Raw genomic sequence first — 20,025 nt, 5'->3', positions numbered from 1 at the left:
GTGGTCAGGCCCCTGCCTTGCTGAGGACGGCGGGCGTCTCGGACTCTTCGTGGAACTCCAGCTGGCGGCGCCGGTTCGGGATGAGCCCTTCCGGGCGGAAGCGCATCAGCAGGATGAGGGTGACGCCGAACGCGAAGAGCTGGTAGTCGCCCAGGAACTGGAGCTTGGCCGGGATCAGGTACAGCAGGGACGCGCCGACCAGCGGACCGGAGATGGTGCCCATGCCGCCGAGGACCACCGCGGCCAGCAGGAAGGCCGAGTTGGGCGGCACGGCGTAGGCGAACTGGTACTGCTCCGGGGTCACCGTGTAGGTGACGTGGCCCTGGACGGAGCCGGAGAGCCCCGCCAGGCAGGCACCGAGCGCGAAGGCGATGAGCTTGACCCGGAAGCCGTTGATGCCCATGGCGAGCGCGGCGGTCTCGTCCTCGCGGATGGCGACCCAGGCGCGGCCGATCCGGGAGTCGCTGCTGCGCCGGAACACCACGACCACCACGAGCGTGATGATCAGCATCAGCAGCAGGTAGTTGGCGAACCGGCCGATGGTGGTGCCGAGGATCTGGTGCTGCGCGCCGAAGTCGAAGCCGAGGATGTTCAGGTTCGGGATCGAGGAGATGCCGTTGGAGCCGTTGGTGACGTCCGGGCCCGAGGTGCCGTCCATGTTGAGGACGGTGATCCGGAAGATCTCACCGAAGCCGAGCGTCACGATGGCCAGGTAGTCGCCGCGCAGCCGCAGGGTCGGGGCGCCGATGATGACGCCGAAGACCATGGCCACGACCGCGCCGAGCAGCGCCGAGGCCCAGAACGGCCAGTGCACGTGCAGCGGCGAGGACGGCGAACCGGAGACCAGGGCCGCGGTGTAGGCGCCGACACCGAGGAAGGCGACGTAACCGAGGTCGAGGAGGCCGGCGAGGCCGACGACGATGTTCAGGCCCAGCGCGACGGTCGCGAAGATGAGGATGTAGACGCCGATCGTCGCGTACTGGTCGCTGGTCTGGGTGAACGGGAAGGCCGCGGCGGCGACGAAGGCGCCGATCATGGTGATGTTCCGGTGCTTCGCGGTGATCGCCGAGACACGGGCCACGAGCCCGGCCTTGGAGACCGCGGCGAAACCGAAGCCGGCGGTGATCAGGAAGCCGACGAACAGCTCGTCGTACGCCGTGCCGACGCCGTAGCTGAAGACGGTCAGACCCACGGCCATGACGGCGACGATGACGAGGATCTCGGCCCAGGAGGGCAACGGGCGCGCCGGGGCCGGGGTTTCGGCGGCGAACGCCGCGCGGAACGTGCTCCAGCGCCGGCGGGCGTTGTGCCGGAACAGCTCCCAGCCGGTGTCGTCGGGGTCGACCGGGTCCGGCTCCGGCCGTGTGAACGGCAGGGCCAGCGCGCCGATCAGGGCGACGAGCGTGGTGATCGCGACGACGACGCCGCCCGGGTCCAGGTTGACCAGGCCGCCGAGTTCCACGCTGATGGCGATGACGGTGTACCAGGCCGCGCCGAAGGTGCCGAGCGCGGCCATCTTCAGCGCGGCGTCGGCGCTGCCGGGCGCCAGTGCGCGAAGGCCTCTGACGCCGTAGGAGGCGAGGCCGAACAGGGTGGTGAGGACGCCGCCGATCAGGACGAGGACCTGGAGGCCGCCCGGGTAGCCGTAGACGGTGAGGTCGCCGGGGAAGTCGGTGGTCCAGGTCCAGGACAGGAAGGTGGACGCGATGGTGAGGACGCCGCCGCCGGTGGCGAGGGCCCGGCCGAGCGACGCCGGAAGGCCGACGAGGCCGGTGCGGGCGGCGGCAGGGGTGCTCGAAGTCTCCGGGGTCCCGGGGGACTCGGGGGACTCGGACGGTGTGGTCTGTGTGGTCATCGCTGTCACGCCCTGTCCGCGACGCGCTCGCCGAGCAGGCCCTGTGGCCTGAACAGCAGCACGAGGATGAGGAGTACGAACGCCCAGACGTCTGCCCAGGACTGGCTGCCGAACTTGGCCATTCCGGGGATGTCCGCGATGTAGGCGGTGGACAGGGCCTCGGCCACACCGAGGACGAGGCCGCCGAGCATGGCGCCGTAGATGTTGCCGATGCCGCCGAGGACGGCCGCGGTGAAGGCCTTGAGTCCGAGGAGGAAGCCCATCTTGAAGTCGATCTGGCCGTACTTGAGGCCGTAGGCCACGCCTCCGACGGCCGCGAAGGCGGCGCCGAGGGCGAACGCGATCACGATGATGCGGTCGGTGTTGACGCCCATCAGCCGTGCGGTGTCCGGATCCTGGGCGGTGGCCTGCATGCCGCGGCCGGTACGGGTGCGCATCACGAAGTAGGCGAGGAACGCCATGCTGAGCGGGGCCGCGACCACCAGGAAGATGTCACCGGTCTGGATCGTGACGTTGCCTATGTCGAAGGGGCCGCCCGGAATGGTGGGGAACGTGCGGGCGGACTTCGCCTGCGGGTACCAGGCCCACACCGCCTGCTGGAGCGCCAGGGACAGACCGATGGCGGTGATGAGGGGTGCGAGGCGCGGCGCGGTGCGCAGCGGGCGGTAGGCGAACCGTTCCGCCCCGACGGCGACGGTGACGGAGACCAGGACGGCGCCGATCAGCATCAGCGGCAGGGCCACCCACATCGAGGTGCCGTCGGGAAGGATGTAGACGTAGACCGTGAGCGCGCCGAACGCGCCGGTCATGAAGATCTCGCCGTGGGCGAAGTTGATGAGCTGGACGATGCCGTAGACCATGGTGTAGCCGATGGCGACCAGCCCGTACATGGATCCAAGTAGCAGGCCGTTGACCAGCTGCTGCGGCAGTTCGTTCACCGCATGTCCTCCGAGATGTTCGGACGTTCGACGGATGGAGCCGGATGCGAGACCGCGCGGGGCGCCAGTGGAACAGCGCCCCGCGCGGCTCGGTCGGTGCGGGTGGGCGGGGTCAGCCGCCGTTGTAGGTGCCGGACTCCACTGCCTTCCAGGCGCCGCCCGTCACGGAGTAGACGGTGAGCTGCTTGTTGGTCGCGTCACCGTACTGGTCGAAGGAGACCTTTCCGGTCACGCCGTCGAAGGACACGTTCTGCACCGCGGCGGTCACCTTCGCGCGGGCGTCGGACGGAAGCTTGCCGCCGTTGTCGTCGACGACCTTCTTCACGGCCTCGATGATCGACCAGGCCGAGTCGTAGGAGTAGCCGCCGTAGGCCGCGTAGTCCTCCTTGTAGCCCCCCGCCTTGTAGTCGGCGACGAACTGCTTGGCGGAGGCCAGCGTCTCGACCGGCGCGCCGACCGAGGTGGCGAAGTCGCCGGTGGCGGCGGAGCCGGCCAGCTTGATGAAGGTCGGGTCGTAGATGCCGTCGCCGCCGATCAGCGGGATGTTGGCGCCGGCGGACTTGATCTGCTTGCTGAGCGGACCGGCCTGCGGGTACTCGCCGCCGTAGTAGACCACCTCGGCGCCGGAGCTCTTGACCTTGGTGGCGACCGCGGAGAAGTCCTTGGTGTCGGGGTTGATGTGCTCGGTGCCGACCACCTTGCCGCCGAGCTTCGTGAACTCCTCGGTGAAGGTCTTGGCGAGACCGGCGCCGTAGGTCTTCTTGTCGTCGATGACGAAGACCTTGCTCTTCTTGGCCTTGTTGAAGATGTACTGGGCGGCGAACGGGCCCTGGACGGCGTCCGTGGTCGCCGTGCGGAAGTACGACTTGTACGGACGCGCCTTGGTCTGCTGCCAGTTGGTGCCCTGGGTCAGGTCCGGGCTGGTGTTGGCGGGCGAGACCTCCACCAGCTTGTTGTCGTCGAAGACCTTCTGCATCGACTGCGCGACCGAGGAGTTGAGCGGGCCGACGACGCCGAGGACGGAGTTGTCACCGACGAACGCGGTGGCGTTCTGCTGGCCGGAGGAGGGCTGTGCCTGGTCGTCCTTGGCCGAGATCGCGAAGGTGACGCCCTTGACGAGGTTCTGCTTGTTGGCCGTCTTGACCGCGAGGTCCACGGAGTTCTTGATACCCAGGCCGAGCGCGGACAGGTCGCCGGTCAGCGGGGCGTCGACGCCGATGGTGACGGTGGTACCGCCCTTTCCGGAGTCGGAACCCTTGTCGCCGCCGCTGTCGCGCGAGCCGCAGGCGGTGAGGGTGAGTGCTCCCGCTGCCAGCGCGGCGGTGATGGCGATGAGCGAACGTTGACGCACGATCAGTCCTTTCCCCAGGACGACCGCCTCCCCATGGAGACGGCCGAGCCGCGCGCCTGAACGACATGACAAGCCCAGAAGGCGAGTCGAAGCGGTAATCCGACGGGCGCGGTGACTGGCGGTGACTCTAGGCGTGTGCAGGGAACGTGGAGGAGTACCTGTCCGAGGCTGTGACTCTCTTGTTATGACACGACGTAATGCAGAGCGGTACGCGCTGGGCGGAAGGTCGGAATTCCGTCCGGTTCGCCCCGTCCGGATGATGAGAACCCGCAGGAATTACCATGATCAATTCAGGCGTCTCGGGGGTTTTGGTGATGACGTGATCTTGCTGTCGCAGGCGGCTTTCAACGCCTGGGAGAGGTGGTGCGCATACTGCGAACCGAGGATGAAGCTCTGAATCTGTATTGCGCGCACATTACGCAGGGTTACGTCCAGGAAAGGGAGTCCGGCGTCCTTGGGCACTTTTCCGCATTCCGTCACGTGCATCGTTATCGTGATCTTGCGCTCGGAACTTTCCTTGGCGGCAAAGGGGGTTCGCGGGGTCGTCACCAGCGACAGGCCCGCGTAGGGCTGGGTCACCCGGGCCACGGTGACCGAGGGTCCGGACTCCACTCTCAGTAGCACTGCGAAGCTGAAACTGCGGGGCGGTGCGCCGGGCGGAGTGGGCCGGCCGCCCGCGTAGAACATGTCCACCATCTGAGCGGGATACGGCGTAGGAGGCGGCGGGGGAGACGCAGCCTGCCGGGGCCGGGTGGCGTAGAGGTAGCCGCCACCGCCCAGGAGTACGGCGGCCGCGGCGAGGGCGAGGACGGCGCGGCGGTGGCGGTCGTACCGGGCCGCCGCGGCCCTGCGGATCCGGCTCGCGGGACCGGGAGCCGGGCCGGCCGGTTCCACGGTGTCCCACGCGCGCGTGCCCTCGCCGGGCTCCAGGGGGCCGATGGCGTTCACTGCCAGGGGCTTTCGCTCGGTGCGCCGTACCGGTAGCGGTCGGCGCAGGCCTGCCGCGCCCGACGGTCGATCAACGTGTCTGCCGCAGCGGCTCCTTGACGCCGTTTCACCACCCGTGCCCCGTCCACGACTTCACGCAGGATCTCGTACTGCCCGTTGGACAGCCCCATCGACTGGTAGTCGCCGTAGGTGGTGCCGTCCAGCACCGCGCGCGACCAGTGGGAGACCAGGCGGGTGCACAGGCCGGCGGGGGAAGTGGGGCCGGGGGAGGGTGAATCGGAGCCCGTGGGGTGCGCGGAGGCGTGTTGCGAGGGGGCGTGCTGTGAGGAGGTGTGCTGCGCGGATGTGTGGCGTCCGGTGCCGCCGGTTCCGTGGCAGGCCGTGGCGAGCAGCACCAGCAGCGCGGGCAGCACCGGCCCGAGCAGCGGGAACCTCACCCCCGGCCGGGGGTCCCCTCGCCGTCCCATGCCCTGAAGCTAAGGGGCGGGACGGCGCGGGGCAACGCCCCGGCGAGAGACGCTCAGCCCGCGGTGGGCGGCACCTGTGCCGCGTCGCCCGGCCGCGCGTCCCGCAGGAGGCAGGTCAGCCGGGCACTGCACACCCGGCGGCCCTCCTCGTCGCTGATCACGATCTCGTACGTCGCCGTCGACCGGCCCCGGTGCACGGGCGTGGCCACACCGGTCACCAGGCCCGAGCGCACCCCGCGGTGATGCGTGCAGTTCAGGTCGACGCCGACCGCGATCTTCGAGCTGCCGCCGTGCAGCATGGAGCCGACCGAGCCCAGGGTTTCCGCCAGCACCGCGGAGGCGCCGCCGTGCAGCAGTCCGTACGGCTGGGTGTTGCCCTCCACCGGCATGGTCCCCACGACCCTGTCCGCCGAGGCCTCCAGGATCTGCACGCCCATCCGTGTGCCCAGGTGTCCTGCCGAGAACAGGGCGGGCAGGTCGACACCGAGCGCCGCGTACTCGTCGATGACCTCCTGCGGGAACTTCACTCGCTGCTGCTCACCCATGATCCCGGCTCCGTTCGTCGGCCAGCTGTCCGCTCACAGCTGTCTGCTCGCTGAGCAAACGCTCAGTCGGTCGCCGATTGTTCCAGACGACCCGCCGGCGCACCGGTGTGATCTTCGAGACGTACGACGACGGACTTGCTGGCCGGAGTGTTGCTGGTGTCGGCGGTGGCGTCGAGCGGGACCAGGACGTTCGTCTCGGGGTAGTAGGCCGCCGCGCAGCCCCGCGTCGTCGGGTAGTGCACGACGCGGAAGCCGGGTGCCCGCCGCTCCACGCCGTCCCTCCACTCGCTGACCAGGTCGACGTACGCCCCCTCGGCGAAGCCGAGCGCCCGCGCGTCCTCGGGGTGCACCAGCACCACCCGGCGGCCGCCCCTGATACCCCGGTAGCGGTCGTCGAGGCCGTAGATCGTGGTGTTGTACTGGTCGTGCGAGCGCAGGGTCTGCAACAGCAGCCGGCCCTCGGGCAGTTCGGGGTACTCCACCGGCGCCGCCGTGAAGTTCGCCCTGCCCGTGGCGGTCGGGAAGCGGCGCTCGTCGCGCGGGGCGTGCGGCAGCGTGAAACCGCCCGGCCGGGCCACGCGCGTGTTGAAGTCCTGGAAACCGGGGACCACGCGCGCGATGCGGTCACGGATCGTCGCGTAGTCCTTCGCGAAGTCCTCCCACGGCACCACGCTGTGCCCGCCGAGCACCCGGCGGGCGAGGCCGCAGATGATCGCGGGCTCGGAGCGCAGCAGCGGGCTCGCGGGCGCGAGCCGCCCGCGCGAGGCGTGCACCATGCCCATCGAGTCCTCGACGGTCACGAACTGCTCGCCGGCGGCCTGGAGATCCCGCTCGGTGCGGCCCAGCGTGGGCAGGATCAGCGCCCGCGCGCCGGTGACCACGTGCGAGCGGTTGAGCTTGGTCGACACGTGCACCGTCAGCCGTGCGCGCCGCATCGCGGCCTCGGTCACCTCGGTGTCCGGGGAGGCGGAGACGAAGTTGCCGCCCATGGCGAAGAACACCTTCGCCTCCCCGTCGCGCAGCGCGCGGATGGCCCGTACGACGTCGAAGCCGTGCGCGCGCGGCGGCGCGAACCCGAACTCCTTCTCCAGCGCGTCCAGGAACGCCGGGGCGGGCCGCTCGAAGATGCCCATCGTGCGGTCGCCCTGCACGTTGGAGTGGCCGCGCACCGGGCACACGCCCGCGCCCGGGCGGCCGATGTTGCCGCGCAGCAGCAGGAAGTTGACCACCTCGCGGATGGTCGGGACCGCGTGCTTGTGCTGGGTGAGGCCCATGGCCCAGCAGACGATGGTGCGCTTCGAGGCGAGGGCCATGGAAAGGGCCCGCTCGATCTCCGCGCGCGTGAGGCCCGTCGCCGCCAGAGTCTCGTCCCAGTCGGCGGCCCGGGCGGCCTCGGCGAACTCCGCGAAGCCGTGGGTGTGTTCGCGGACGAACTCCTCGTCGACCGCGCCCTCCGTCTCCAGGATCAGCTTGTTCAGGAGCCGGAAGAGCGCCTGGTCGCCGCCGATGCGGATCTGCAGGAACAGGTCGGTGAGGGCGGCGCCCTTCAGCAGGCCCTGCGGGGTCTGCGGGTTCTTGAACCGCGCCAGGCCGGCCTCGGGCAGCGGGTTGACGCTGATGATCTTCGCGCCGTTCGCCTTGGCCTTCTCCAGCGCGGAGAGCATCCGGGGATGGTTCGTGCCCGGGTTCTGGCCCGCGACGATGATCAGGTCGGCCTGGTGGAGGTCCTCCAGCAGGACGCTGCCCTTGCCGATGCCGATGGTCTCCGAGAGCGCCGAACCGGACGACTCGTGACACATGTTGGAGCAGTCCGGCAGGTTGTTGGTGCCCAGCTCGCGCGCGAAGAGCTGGTACAGGAACGCGGCCTCGTTGCTGGTACGGCCCGAGGTGTAGAAGACGGCCTCGTCGGGGGAGGCGAGGGCCGCGATGTCCTCGGCGACGATGTCGAAGGCGCGCTCCCAGGTGACCGGCTCGTAGTGCGTGCCGCCCTCGGGCAGGTACATGGGGTGCGTGAGCCGCCCCTGCTGGCCCAGCCAGTAGCCGCTGCGGCCGGTCAGGTCCGACACGGGGTGCGCGGCGAAGAACTCCGGCGTGACCCGGCGCAGGGTGGCCTCCTCGGCGACCGCCTTCGCGCCGTTCTCGCAGAACTCCGCCGCGTGCCGGTGGTCCGGCTCCGGCCAGGCGCAGCCCGGGCAGTCGAAGCCGTCCTTCTGGTTCACCCGCAGGAGCGTCAGCGCCGTGCGCCGCACGCCCATCTGCCGCTGGGCGATGCGCAGGGTGTGGCCGATGGCCGGCAGCCCCGCGGCCGCGTGCTTCGGCTCCTCGACCTGCGGCGCGTCCTGGACCGGATCACCCTTGGGCGGCTTCGTCGCCATCGCCCGCTCCCCTCCGACTGCGTGTGCGTGTGCGTCGCCGATCCTCCCACGGCCCACCGACAACGGTGCCGCCCCGGTCTCCGCCTCTCCGTGCCCTCTGCTCCTCCCCTCTCCCGCGACACCGCCCGCACAGCGAGTGACCGCGCCGCGACCCTCGGCCGCCCCGGAACGGAGTGTCAGTGCGGCGTGGCAGGATCGGGGACGTGGCAGAGACAGCAGCGAAGAAGACCGACCAGACCCCCGGCGCCGCCCGTCCCCGGCTGATGCTCATGGACGGGCACTCGCTGGCCTATCGCGCGTTCTTCGCGCTGCCCGCGGAGAACTTCACGACCGCGACCGGCCAGCCGACGAACGCGATCTACGGCTTCGCGTCGATGCTGGCCAACACCCTGCGTGACGAGGCGCCCACGCACTTCGCGGTCGCCTTCGACGTCTCGCGCAAGACCTGGCGCTCCGAGCGCTTCACCGAGTACAAGGCGAACCGGTCCAAGGCCCCGGACGAGTTCAAGGGCCAGGTCGAGCTGATCGGCGAGCTGCTCGACGCGATGCACGCGCCCCGCTTCGCCGTCGAGGGCTTCGAGGCGGACGACATCATCGCCACCCTCGCCACGCAGGCCGAGGCCGCGGGCTTCGAGGTGCTCATCGTCACCGGCGACCGCGACTCCTTCCAGCTGGTCACCGAGAACATCACGGTGCTCTACCCGACGAAGGGCGTCTCGGAGCTGACCCGGTTCACCCCGGAGAAGGTTTTCGAGAAGTACGGCTTGACGCCCGCCCAGTACCCCGACTTCGCGGCCCTGCGCGGCGACCCCTCCGACAACCTCCCCGGCATCCCCGGCGTGGGCGAGAAGACCGCCGCGAAGTGGATCAACCAGTTCGGCTCCTTCGCCGAGCTGGTCGAGCGCGTCGAGGAGGTCAAGGGCAAGGCCGGGCAGAACCTCCGCGACCACCTGGAGTCGGTCAAGCTCAACCGCGTCCTGACCGAGCTGGAGCGCGCGGTCGAGCTGCCGAAGACGGTCGCCGAGCTGGAGCGGGCGCCGTACGACCGCAAGACCGTCGCGATGATCCTGGACACCCTGGAGATCCGCAACCCGTCGCTGCGCGAGCGGCTCTACGCCGTCGACCCCGGCGCGGAGGAGGCCGAGACCACCCCGGTCACCACCGAGGGCGTGGAGATCGACGGCGCGGTCCTGGGCACCGGCGAGCTGGCCCCCTGGCTCACCGGGCACGGCGCCGACACCCTGGGCGTGGCCACGGTCGACACCTGGGCGCTGGGCACCGGCTCGGTCGCCGAGGTGGCCCTCGCCGCGGCCGGGGGAGCGGCCGTCTGGTTCGACCCGGCCGAGCTGGACGAGGCCGACGAGAACGCGTTCGCGGCCTGGCTGGCCGACTCCGCCCGTCCCAAGGTGTTCCACAACGCCAAGGGCGCCATGCGCGTCTTCGCCGAGCACGGCTGGAGCGTCGACGGCGTCGCCATGGACACGGCGCTCGCCGCGTACCTGGTCAAGCCGGGCCGCCGCTCCTTCGACCTGGACGCGCTGTCCCTGGAGTACCTGCACCGCGAGCTGGCCCCGGCCGCCGCGGCCGACGGCCAGCTCGCCTTCGGCGCGGACGACGGCGCCGAGGCCGAGGCCCTGATGGTCCAGGCCCGAGCGGTCCTCGACCTGGGCGGGGCCTTCGGGACCCGCCTGGCGGAAGTCGGCGCGGCGGACCTGCTGCGCGACATGGAGCTGCCCACCTCCGCCCTGCTCGCCCGCATGGAGCGGCACGGCATCGCGGCCGACCGGGCGCACCTGGAGGCCATGGAGCAGACCTTCGCGGGCGCGGTGCAGCAGGCCGTGAAGGAGGCCCACGCCGCCGCCGGCCGGGAGTTCAACCTGGGCTCGCCCAAGCAGCTCCAGGAGATCCTCTTCGACGAGCTGGCCCTGCCGAAGACCAAGAAGACCAAGACCGGCTACACCACGGACGCCGACGCCCTGGCCTGGCTCGCCACCCAGACCGACAACGAACTGCCGGTCATCATGCTCCGCCACCGCGAGCAGGCCAAGCTGCGCGTCACGGTCGAGGGCCTGATCAAGACCGTCGCGGCCGACGGCCGTATCCACACGACCTTCAACCAGACGGTGGCCGCGACCGGCCGGCTGTCCTCCACGGACCCGAACCTCCAGAACATCCCGGTGCGCACCGACGAGGGCCGGGCGATCCGCCGCGGCTTCGTGGTCGGCGACGGCTTCGAGTCCCTGATGACCGCCGACTACAGCCAGATCGAGCTGCGCGTGATGGCCCACCTCTCCGAGGACGAGGGCCTGATCGAGGCGTTCACCTCCGGCGAGGACCTGCACACCACGGTCGCCTCCCAGGTGTTCGCGGTCGAGCGGGACGCGGTGGACGCGGAGATGCGCCGCAAGATCAAGGCGATGTCGTACGGCCTCGCCTACGGCCTGTCCGCGTTCGGCCTCTCCCAGCAGCTGAACATCGACGCGGGCGAGGCACGCGCCCTGATGGACACCTACTTCGAGCGCTTCGGCGGGGTTCGCGACTACCTCCGCCGCGCGGTCGACGAGGCCCGGGCGACGGGCTACACGGCGACCCTCTTCGGCCGCCGCCGGTACCTCCCCGACCTCAACAGCGACAACCGCCAGCGCCGCGAGGCGGCCGAGCGCATGGCCCTCAACGCCCCCATCCAGGGGACGGCGGCGGACATCGTCAAGATCGCCATGCTCAAGGTGGACAGCGCGCTGCGGGCGGCGGACCTGAAGTCCCGGATGCTCCTCCAGGTCCACGACGAAATCGTCCTGGAGATCGCCCCCGGCGAGCACCAAGCCGCGGAGGAGCTCGTCCGCCGCGAGATGGCGAACGCCGTCCACCTCAAGGCCCCCCTGGACGTCTCGGTGGGCGCGGGCCCGGACTGGGAGTCCGCGGCGCACTAGCCCGCGGCGCTTCGGCGGAGGGGCGTTGCCGGCGAAGGCCCGGGATGACGCCCCTCTTCGGGTGCGGGGACTTTCTCCGCACCCGCCGAAGCCCGCCCGGACCCCGCCCGCCCGGATCCCACCCACCCGCAGCACCCGACCGACACCACCACGGCGAACCGGCCAGGCCTCCCCCGCAGGGGCCCGTCACTCACGTGGCCCCCGCCAAAACGCCCCGCACCCCCCGCAGCCGCAACACTGCGGGCATGGGTATACGCATGCTTCACCGCCGGACGCCCGAGGCACACATCCGGGCTGCCTGGCAAGGCATCTCCTCGACGCACGCCCGGCTGCCTGTCTCGCCGGTCCCAGCCCTCGCGGCCGGCGCCAGCACCGCCCGTCTCCCCGTCGACCTCGCGAGGACCGTCCGTACGGCCACCGCGGACCTGCGCCGCAGGTGTGCCGGTCCGGCCGCCCGTGCGGACCGCGTTCCGGACTGGCGCCAGTGGGCCGACCTGGCCCGCGGCTACCTCGCCCTCGCGCTCAGCCTCGTCCCGAGAGCGCGCCCCCGGCCCACCCTCACGGTCTTCGTCGCCTCCCTCACCGACCGGCGGGCCGACGCCGGCCCGCAGCGGCCGCCGCGCCGCGATCCCCGGGACCGTCCGGCGCCGGGACCGGACGCCACGCCCTGACCCCGGCGGCGTACAGCAGCAGCCCCGCGCCCACCCCGAAACACAGGGCCGCCACCAGGTCACCCGGCCGGGCCGGAGCACCCCCGCCCGCCCACTCCCGCGCCACCCGCTGCACCGCCCCGGCCACCGCGCAGCCGCCGACGACCACCCCGGCCCGCCAGCGGTCCCGCACGGACAGCACCGGCACCCCCGCGGGCTCCCCGCCGGGCAGCCTGCGCAGCGCCCGTACGGCGAACGCGGCGAGCACGGCCGCACCTGCCACGGACGAGCCGTACTGGACCCACGCGACCAGCGGCACGCCCAGCAGCCGGTCCCGTTCGACAGCCGGAATCAGCCGGGTCCCCCGGCGGCCGTCATGGGGTGAACGCGTCCCAGACCACATGCGTCAGCGCGCCCAGCGCCGCGGAGACGTACCACCACCCCACCGCGACGGCCCGCACGCGCGCGTGGCACACCGCAGCGCAGCAGCGCGGCCGGCCGGCCCTGCGCGCCCCGGGTCAACAGCGCGAGCAACGGTTCGCGGGCCGGCAGCCACAGCCCCACCAGCGCCCAGGCGATGAGCACATCGACCGTGACGACGCCGGCGAACGCGTGCGTGACCGCACCGAACTCCATACCCCGGGAAGGACATTCGCCGCGTAGAAGGTCATGTCGGGCGCGAAGGAGCCCGCCACGAGCACCGCCGGCACCAGCGGGCCGCGCCCGGTCCCGTCCCGGCGCACCGCCGGCAGGACGGCCGCCGCATGGCTGAGTGTGAACGGCAACAGGACCCCCTCGGACGGTCCTTGGCCGTGCCACCGGTGGCGGTGATCAGGCCCGTTCGGTATGCGGGACCTCCCTGAGCACCCGCGGGCGGGAACGAGAGTCGGCCAACCGGTGAAAACCGGACGTGAACAGGTGCCCGTGTCAGACAAGTTGCCGTAGGGTCGCGAGCGGCGCCGGACCGGCGCGCGCGTGGCGCACGCACCGCACAGCGGGCACGGCGCAACAGACGCAACCGGAGCGCCGGGTCAACCGTCACACCAGAGCGAGACGGACGGACGGAGACGGACGCAGGGGCGTCCACAGGAGGGGTCACTTTATGGCGGCGCATTTCGGCAGGCGGCTGCGCAAGGGGGCGGCGACCACCGCCGTGGCCGCGGCGGCGGTCGCGGCTCTGTCCGCGTCCCAGGCTCCGGGAGCGACCGGCGGGGACCACGACAGACAGACGGCGGCCGGGGCCTCCGCTCCCGTACCCGGCGCGGACGGGGGCGGCGCCACCGGCAACTCGCCGTACTACACGGACCTTCCGCCGCTGAACAGCCCCAACCCCAGCCCGAGCCCCAGCTCCACGCCGACCGCGGGCACCCCGGTCCCCCAGGGCGACGGGGAGGCCGGCATACCCGCGACGGTCCTCGACGCCTACAAGAAGGCCGAGGCCGAACTGCGCTCCTCCAAGCCCGACTGCAACCTGCCCTGGCAACTGCTCGCCGCCATCGGCAAGGTCGAGTCGGGCCAGGCCGACGGCGGCCGGGTCAGCGCCGACGGCACCACGCTGACCCCGATCCTGGGCCCGGTGCTCGACGGCAACGGCTTCGCGCTCATCAAGGACACCGACCACGGGGCGTACGACGGCAGCGCCGCGTACGACCGGGCCGTCGGCCCCATGCAGTTCATCCCGTCGACCTGGGCCTGGGCCGGCCGCGACGGCAACGGCGACGGCAAGAAGGACCCCAACAACGTCTACGACGCCGCCCTCGCCGCCGGGCACTACCTGTGCCGCAACGGCTGGGACCTCTCGCGCGAGGCCGACCTGAGCAGCGCGATCCTCAGTTACAACAACTCGCAGGACTACCTGAACACGGTCCTGAGCTGGCTGGAGTACTACCGCAAGGGCAGCCACTCCGTGCCCGACGGCACCGGCGGCCTGCCCAGCCACCGCAGCGACGACGGCACCGGGCGCACCACGTCACCGTCGCCGACGCCCTCCGGCCCGCCGAAGGCCAAGCCCGGCCCGAAGCCGCACCCGAAGCCCAGCGCACCGGGCAAGCCCGGCGGAAGCGGCAGCCCCGGCCCGACCCCGTCCAAGCCGCCCGTGCCGACGCCCACACCGACCCCCACGGACACGGTGGACCACCTGGAGAACGCGGGCACCACCCAGCTCACCGCGATGGCCGGCGACACCTTCACCGAGCGGATCTCCACCCGCGCCGCGACCAAGCTGGGCAACGCCGTCGCCAAGGTGCGGATCCGGTTCACGATCAGCGGCGACACCGACACCACGTTCGCCGGCGGCGAGAGCGTGGCCACGGTCGTCACGGACACCAAGGGCGTCGCCCTCGCCCCCGCGCTCCAGGCGGGCGAGAAGACCGGCGACTTCAAGGTCACCGCGACCGTCGTGGGCCGCTCGACCCAGGGCGTCGACTACACGGCCACCGTGACAGCGCGCGCCGCCGACACCCTGACCCGCACCAGCGACACCCCGCTGACCTGCACCCCGGGCGGCGAGTTCGCCGACCAGGTCCAGGTGAAGGCGACGTACAAGGGCGCCGTCGCGGACAAGGTCGCGGCCACCGCCGCCCTGATCAAGTCGCCCCTCGACCCGAGCGAGAACGACAAGGGCCCCTACTTCAAGGACGCGAAGGGCAAGACGGTCCGCACCCTCACCGGTCTCCAGACCGACGCCAAGGGCCTGCTCACGCTGCCGAAGCTGTACGCCGACGACGCCACCGGCACCTTCCTGCTCCGGATCACCACCACCGGCGGCGCGGTCCTCACGGTCGAACTGAAGGTCGCCGCCGCCGACACCTCGGCGAGCCCCAGCCCGTCGCCGAGCCCGTCCGCGTAACCGCTCGTCGCCCGAGGGGCGTTCCTCCGCCACGGCGGTGGGGCGCCCCTCATCCATGTGTGCAACGTGTTCTCTTCTCGCCCGGGCGTTGCTACGGTGCCGGATCTGACGGAGTATCAGCTCAGGCCTGTCGGGAGGCCGTATGCGCGCCCTGATCGCCGCCGCGACCGGTCTCGTCGTCGCGGTCGCCCTGGTCCTCACGATCACCGCGATGGGCACACCGGACGCCGCGACCTCCCCGAAACCGCTGCTGACCACGGTGCCCGCGCACCCCTAACCGACCGGCAGGGAGGCCGAGATGCGCCGCAAGGCCAGTCTGATCCTGCTCGCCTGCGCCGTCTTCTGCGCGGCGCTGTCCCCGCTGATGCGCTGGTACGCCTTCCCGCGCCTGGCCAGGATCCCCGCGAACCAGTACCAGGACATGGTCCTGGAGGCCAAGGACGCCACCCTCCTCGACTACGGCACCATGCAGGCCAGGAAGGTCCCCGAGGTCACCATCGTGCAGACCCTCAAGGGCAACGTGGCGGCCGCGAAGAGGATCGAGAAGACGGCGGGGCGGCCGGTCGTCGTCTGGGACAGCCTGTCCTACGTCCAGGGCCCCGACGGCAAGATGGTCTCCAAGGTCCCCGAGCGCTACATCTTCGACGCCCACACCCAGGACCCCGTGCACGCCACCGGCGAGATGGTCGACGGCGACCCGGTCACCCGCCAGGGCATCGAGTTCAAGTGGCCCTTCCTGACCCAGAAGCGCGACTACGAGTACTTCGACGCCCAGACCCGCACCACCAGCCCCATCCACTACAAGGGCACGCAGACCTTCCGCGGCCTGAAGGTCTACTACTTCGAGCAGACCATCCCCTGGACCAAGGTCCCCATGCCGAAGACGATGCCCGTGCAGGGCATCACGCCGGATTCGGTGGCCAGGACGGGCACGACCCGCTGGTACAGCACGGTCCGCAAGTTCTGGGTCGAGCCCGTCACCGGCGCGCCCGTCTACGGCGAGGAGGACCACAAGGAGGAGCTGCGCGGCGGCACCCTGCTCGGCGGCCGGGCGAGCGTCACGGCGTTCGCCGGTGACGTGAAGATGCGCGAGGACTACATCGAGCACACGGTCGCCCTGGTCAAGCACAACCGCACCCTCGTCCTGGCGCTCACCTCCTACGTCCCCTGGGGCTCGCTCGTCCTGGGGATCCTGCTCCTGGCGCTCTCCCTCCTCCTGGAGGCCCGCTCCCGCCACCCCCAGGACCCCGCCCCGGCGCAGTCGGCGGAGCCCGAGCCGGTCAGCGCCTGAGCCGCGCGTTGGTGTGCCGGGTGGGCTCGGCGGCCGTCGGGTCCTCGGGCCACGGATGCTTCGGATACCGTCCGCGCAACTCCGCTCGGACGCCCTTGTAGCCGTCCTTCCAGAAGGAGGCCAGGTCGGCCGTGACGGCGGCGGGCCGCCCGGCGGGGGAGAGCAGATGCACCAGGAGCGGCACCCCCGCCACGGCCGGAGTCTCGTCCAGCCCGAACATCTCCTGCAACTTGACGGCGAGCACCGGCCGTTCGGGATCGTCGTAGTCGATCCGGATGCTGGACCCGCTGGGTACGGCGATCCGCTCCGGCGCCAGCTCGTCGAGCCGGCCCGCCTCCCCGCTCGCCCACGGCAGCAGCCGCGTGAGCGCCTGTCCGGCGTCGATCCGCGCGAGATCGGCCCGCCGGCGAGCCCGGCTCAGCTCCGGCTCCAGCCACTCGTCCACGCGCGCGTGGAGCGCGTCGTCGGACACGTCCGGCCACGGATCCCCGAGATGCGTCCGCAGAAAGGCCAGCCGCCGGCGCAGCGTCTCCGCCTCCCGCGACCAGCGCAACAGCCCGAGCCCGTCCTGCCGGAGGCCGTCGAGGAGAGCGCCGCGCACGAGGGCAGGCTCGGCGTCCCGCAGCGGCCGCACGGCCAGCTCGATGGCCCCCAGCCGCTCGACCCGCCGGGCCACGACATCCCCGTCGGCCCAGCGCACCTCGTCCCGCTCGCTCAGCAGGGACCCGGCGGCGGACCGGGCCACGTCCTCCCGCACGGCAGCCGCGAGCCGCACACGCGCGTGCCCCGTGCCGCCGGGCCGGTCGGCGACTGCCACCACGATCCACGGCGCCCCGCGCAACGCCGACCCGTCGGCCGGCTCGGCCCGGGTCCCGGAGGCCATGAGGTACGACCCGCCGTCGAGCTTGGCCACCCGCTCGGGAAAGGCGAGCGCGGCGACGAGTCCGGCGAGCCGGTCGACCTCGGTGCCCGGCCCCACGTGAACGGCACTCTCCGACCGGAAGCCGTCCGCTCGGGAGTCATCCGACCCGGAGTCCTGGGCCGGCGGTCGGGCGGGATCGGCGGCGACGGCCCGCAGTCGCCGAACCTCCGCGGCCCACCGCCCCGCGTAGGCGTCACCCCCACGCCGCGCACGTCGCAACGCACCGGCAAGATCGTCCCCGTAGTCCCGCGGCACCTCCTCGGAGAGCAGCGCGACCACCTCCGCACCCGCACCCGAGGTGTCCAGCAACGCCCGCCCCAGCCGGGGGTGCACCCCCAGCCGCGCCAACCGCACCCCGAGCCCCGTGGCCCGCCCGGCGGAGTCCACCGCCCCCACGGCCGCCAGCGCGGAGCGCCCGGCCGCCATCGCCCCACCCGGCGGCGGATCCAGCAGCGCCAGCCCGGAGGCGTCGGGATCGCCCCAGCAGGCCGCCTGAAGGGCGAACGCGGTCAGGTCGGCCAGCTTGATCTCCGGCGCCGGAAAGGCCGGCAGACGGCCGTCCTCGGCCTCCGTCCAGCACCGGTACACCGCCCCCGGCGCCTCACGCCCCGCGCGCCCGGCCCGCTGCCGCCCGGCCGCCCGCGACGCCCGTACGGTCGTCAGCCCGCTCAGCCCGCGCGCGTGGTCCACCCGCGGCTCCCGCGCCAGCCCCGCGTCGACCACCACGCGCACCCCGGGCACGGTCAGCGACGACTCGGCGACGGACGTGGCCAGCACGACCCGGCGCCGCTGACCGCCCGCCAGCACCGCGTCCTGCACCGCGGCCGGCGCCCGCCCGTGCACCTGGAGCACCTCGGCGTCCCCCAGGTCCCCGAGCTGCCCGGCCACGCGCGCGATCTCGCCGACACCGGGCAGGAAACACAGCACGTCGCCCGCCCGCTCGGCCAGCGCCCGCCGCACCACCGACGCCACGTGCGCCAGCAGCGCCGGATCGACCCGCATCCCGTGCGGCGGCCGTACCGGCCGCGCCGGGGGCGCCCACACCACCTCCACCGGATGCGCGACGCCCGCCGCCTCGACCACCGGCGCCCCGCCGAGCAGCCGGGCCCAGCCCGCCGCGTCCGTCGTCGCCGACGCGGCCACGAGCCGCAGCTCCGGCCGCAGCGTCTGCCGCACGTCCCAGAGGAAGGCGGCCGCCGTGTCGGCGTCCAGATGCCGTTCATGGCACTCGTCGAGCACGACGACGTCGACGCCCGGCAGCTCCGGGTCCCGTTGCAGCCGCTGGAGCAGCACACCGGTCGTCACGACCTCCACGCGCGTGTGCCGCCCCACGGCCCGCTCACCGCGCACCGTGAAGCCCACGCTCTCACCGGGCTTCTCGCCCAGCAGCCACGCCATCCGCCGGGCCGCCGCCCGCGCCGCGATCCGCCGCGGCTCGGCCACCACGACCCGCCGCGCCGGACCGCCCCCGACCAGCCCCGCCAGCACCAGCGGCACCAGCGTCGTCTTGCCGGTGCCGGGCGGCGCCACCAGGACGGCGGTGCCGTCCGCCTCCAGGGCGTCGGTCAGGTCGGGCAGGGCGGAGCGCACGGGCAGCGCGTCCAGGGCGTCGTAACGGATCACGCCCCCCAGTGTCGTACGACGGGAAACGCACCCCACGCGCGCGTGTGCCTCCCTTCGCAGGCGAAGGGAGGCACACGGAGAACACCGGTGAGGGTCAGTCGCGCTCGCACACGAAGATCGCTGTGCCCGGGAGCAGGCTCCCGCGCAGCGGGGACCAGCCGCCCCACTCCGAGGTGTTCCAGGCCGGCCACTCCGGCTCCACGAGGTCCACCAGCCGGAAACCGGAGGCCACGACGTCCCGGACGCGGTCGCCGAGAGTCCGGTGGTGCTCGACGTAGACCGCCCGCCCCTGCTCGTCCTGCTCCACGTACGGCGTCCGGTCGAAGTACGAGGAGGACACCGACAGGCCCTCGGGGCCCGGCTCGTCCGGGAACGCCCAGCGGATCGGGTGTGTCACCGAGAAGACGAACCGTCCGCCCGGCCGCAGCACCCGGCGCACCTCGCGCAGCACCAGCCGCGGGTCCGCGACGAACGGCAGCGCCCCGTACGCGGAACACGCCAGGTCGAAGGAGCCGTCCGCGAACGGCAGCGCGGAGGCGTCCGCGCAGACGAGCGGAAACGATCCGCCGATCCGCAGGGCGTGCTGGAGCTGGCGGTGCGAGAGGTCCAGCGCCACCGGCCGGGCCCCCTGGGCGGCCAGCCAGCGCGCGCACTGGCCCGCGCCCGCGCCGATCTCCAGGACCTCCTTGCCCTTCAGCTCCTCCAGCGGGCCGAGCAGCTCGGCCTCCACCTCGTCCAGGCCCTCCGGACCCCACACGAAGCGGTCGTCGCCGAGGAACGTGCCGTGCTCGACCTGGTACTCGTCCGCGTTGCGGTCCCACCAGCCCCGATTGGCCCGCGCGCTCTCCGTGACACCGGCGTCACGCCGTGTGGCCTCCGAGGTGGAATCCACGGTGTTGCCCGGGTCATAGCTTTCCGGCTCTTGGATGATCGGCTCCCTCGTCGTACTCTTCCGTCCAACCCGCCGGGGTCTGCCACGGAAGGGTCCCGGAGGCCTGCGTGCGGCCAACTGGGACGTTTCTTCTGCCGGGTATGCGGCTATCCGCCCCCCGTGTGCGCCTTCGCGCATTGACCCTGTCCGGCTGCCCCCGTATGCTACAAGTTGCGCTGCGGGCCTGCGCACCTCAGACGTAGCAGGCTGCGCTCGCATCTGTTGTATGTCCCCTCGGTTGTCGAGGCGCCACCAGCGGTTTTGTGTGGCGCTTCCTTGGCTGTCCGGCTTCATCAGAGCGATACGGGCTCCCGGCGTAGCAGTACCTACGACTTCAATGTCCGTACCGGA

General features: G+C 72.1%; 14 protein-coding genes and 1 pseudogene. 5 read left to right on the top strand and 10 right to left on the bottom strand.

What is annotated here, in order from left to right:
* Positions 1–4: 4 nt before the first annotated feature.
* From AC4OXY_RS16585 to AC4OXY_RS16555, 7 genes are all read right to left on the bottom strand, one after another.
* Positions 5–1,855, bottom strand: a complete 1,851-nt coding sequence (locus AC4OXY_RS16585) for a branched-chain amino acid ABC transporter permease (RefSeq protein ID WP_356021177.1) — start codon at positions 1,853–1,855, stop codon at positions 5–7.
* 5 nt (positions 1,856–1,860) lie between these two features.
* Positions 1,861–2,793 carry a branched-chain amino acid ABC transporter permease gene (locus AC4OXY_RS16580; RefSeq protein WP_356021179.1) on the bottom strand — a complete coding sequence of 311 codons (933 nt, stop codon included), beginning with the start codon at positions 2,791–2,793 and terminating at the stop codon, positions 1,861–1,863.
* A gap of 112 nt (positions 2,794–2,905) precedes the next feature.
* Entirely contained in the window at positions 2,906–4,144 is a 1,239-nt protein-coding gene (locus AC4OXY_RS16575; RefSeq protein ID WP_356021181.1) for a branched-chain amino acid ABC transporter substrate-binding protein, read from the bottom strand.
* 285 nt (positions 4,145–4,429) lie between these two features.
* The gene (locus tag AC4OXY_RS16570; RefSeq protein ID WP_376290726.1) at positions 4,430–4,723 is read right to left on the bottom strand and encodes a hypothetical protein; all 294 of its coding nucleotides are present in this window, start codon (positions 4,721–4,723) and stop codon (positions 4,430–4,432) included.
* Positions 4,724–5,088: 365 nt separating this feature from the next.
* A complete protein-coding gene (locus AC4OXY_RS16565; protein WP_491994140.1) occupies positions 5,089–5,559 on the bottom strand; it encodes a hypothetical protein in 471 nt (156 codons plus the stop codon).
* A gap of 53 nt (positions 5,560–5,612) precedes the next feature.
* Positions 5,613–6,104, bottom strand: coding sequence for a PaaI family thioesterase (locus tag AC4OXY_RS16560; protein WP_356021186.1), 492 nt, complete (start codon positions 6,102–6,104; stop codon positions 5,613–5,615).
* A gap of 62 nt (positions 6,105–6,166) precedes the next feature.
* Entirely contained in the window at positions 6,167–8,479 is a 2,313-nt protein-coding gene (locus AC4OXY_RS16555; RefSeq protein WP_491994139.1) for an FdhF/YdeP family oxidoreductase, read from the bottom strand.
* 203 nt (positions 8,480–8,682) lie between these two features.
* Here AC4OXY_RS16555 and polA point away from each other — a divergent pair, with 203 nt between their 5' ends.
* Together polA and AC4OXY_RS16545 are read left to right on the top strand one after the other, a co-directional pair.
* Positions 8,683–11,409 (top strand): DNA polymerase I, encoded by a 2,727-nt coding sequence (gene polA, locus AC4OXY_RS16550; protein WP_491994138.1) that lies wholly within the window; start codon positions 8,683–8,685, stop codon positions 11,407–11,409.
* A 245-nt stretch (positions 11,410–11,654) separates the two neighbouring features.
* Complete coding sequence (locus tag AC4OXY_RS16545; RefSeq protein ID WP_356021193.1) at positions 11,655–12,080, top strand: hypothetical protein; 426 nt, start codon at positions 11,655–11,657, stop codon at positions 12,078–12,080.
* Here AC4OXY_RS16545 and AC4OXY_RS16540 read toward each other — a convergent pair.
* Positions 11,989–12,844: pseudogene (locus AC4OXY_RS16540) on the bottom strand (DUF4184 family protein). The gene AC4OXY_RS16545 and the pseudogene AC4OXY_RS16540 sit on opposite strands and share 92 nt — an antisense overlap.
* 317 nt (positions 12,845–13,161) lie before the next feature.
* Here AC4OXY_RS16540 and AC4OXY_RS16535 point away from each other — a divergent pair.
* The 3 genes from AC4OXY_RS16535 to pgfA all read left to right on the top strand — a co-directional run bounded on the left by AC4OXY_RS16535 (position 13,162) and on the right by pgfA (position 16,198).
* Positions 13,162–14,907 (top strand): lytic transglycosylase domain-containing protein, encoded by a 1,746-nt coding sequence (locus AC4OXY_RS16535; RefSeq protein WP_356021195.1) that lies wholly within the window; start codon positions 13,162–13,164, stop codon positions 14,905–14,907.
* Between the two features lie 142 nt (positions 14,908–15,049).
* Entirely contained in the window at positions 15,050–15,184 is a 135-nt protein-coding gene (locus AC4OXY_RS16530; RefSeq protein WP_356021197.1) for an SPW_0924 family protein, read from the top strand.
* A 21-nt stretch (positions 15,185–15,205) separates the two neighbouring features.
* The gene (pgfA, locus tag AC4OXY_RS16525; protein WP_356021199.1) at positions 15,206–16,198 is read left to right on the top strand and encodes a cell envelope lipid trafficking protein PgfA; all 993 of its coding nucleotides are present in this window, start codon (positions 15,206–15,208) and stop codon (positions 16,196–16,198) included.
* Here the strand turns inward: pgfA and hrpB are convergent.
* Together hrpB and AC4OXY_RS16515 are read right to left on the bottom strand one after the other, a co-directional pair.
* Positions 16,188–18,743, bottom strand: a complete 2,556-nt coding sequence (gene hrpB / locus AC4OXY_RS16520) for an ATP-dependent helicase HrpB (protein ID WP_491994137.1) — start codon at positions 18,741–18,743, stop codon at positions 16,188–16,190. The two genes, pgfA and hrpB, sit on opposite strands and share 11 nt — an antisense overlap.
* A gap of 94 nt (positions 18,744–18,837) precedes the next feature.
* A complete protein-coding gene (locus AC4OXY_RS16515) occupies positions 18,838–19,812 on the bottom strand; it encodes a class I SAM-dependent methyltransferase (protein ID WP_491994136.1) in 975 nt (324 codons plus the stop codon).
* Positions 19,813–20,025 lie beyond the last annotated feature (213 nt).

It is taken from the genome of Streptomyces sp. HUAS MG56 (assembly GCF_058673395.1).
This window is presented reverse-complemented; position numbering and strand designations above follow the sequence as displayed.

Excerpts from the sequence above, each read along its gene's own strand:
- AC4OXY_RS16585 (WP_356021177.1), bottom strand. The coding sequence starts at position 1,855 with ATGACCACACAGACCACACCGTCCGAGTCCCCCGAGTCCCCCGGGACC.
- AC4OXY_RS16565 (WP_491994140.1), bottom strand. The coding sequence starts at position 5,559 with ATGGGACGGCGAGGGGACCCCCGGCCGGGGGTGAGGTTCCCGCTGCTC.
- AC4OXY_RS16560 (WP_356021186.1), bottom strand. The coding sequence starts at position 6,104 with ATGGGTGAGCAGCAGCGAGTGAAGTTCCCGCAGGAGGTCATCGACGAG.
- AC4OXY_RS16555 (WP_491994139.1), bottom strand. The coding sequence starts at position 8,479 with ATGGCGACGAAGCCGCCCAAGGGTGATCCGGTCCAGGACGCGCCGCAG.
- AC4OXY_RS16545 (WP_356021193.1), top strand. The coding sequence starts at position 11,655 with ATGGGTATACGCATGCTTCACCGCCGGACGCCCGAGGCACACATCCGG.
- AC4OXY_RS16535 (WP_356021195.1), top strand. The coding sequence starts at position 13,162 with ATGGCGGCGCATTTCGGCAGGCGGCTGCGCAAGGGGGCGGCGACCACC.
- AC4OXY_RS16530 (WP_356021197.1), top strand. The coding sequence starts at position 15,050 with ATGCGCGCCCTGATCGCCGCCGCGACCGGTCTCGTCGTCGCGGTCGCC.
- pgfA (WP_356021199.1), top strand. The coding sequence starts at position 15,206 with ATGCGCCGCAAGGCCAGTCTGATCCTGCTCGCCTGCGCCGTCTTCTGC.
- AC4OXY_RS16515 (WP_491994136.1), bottom strand. The coding sequence starts at position 19,812 with ATGCGCGAAGGCGCACACGGGGGGCGGATAGCCGCATACCCGGCAGAA.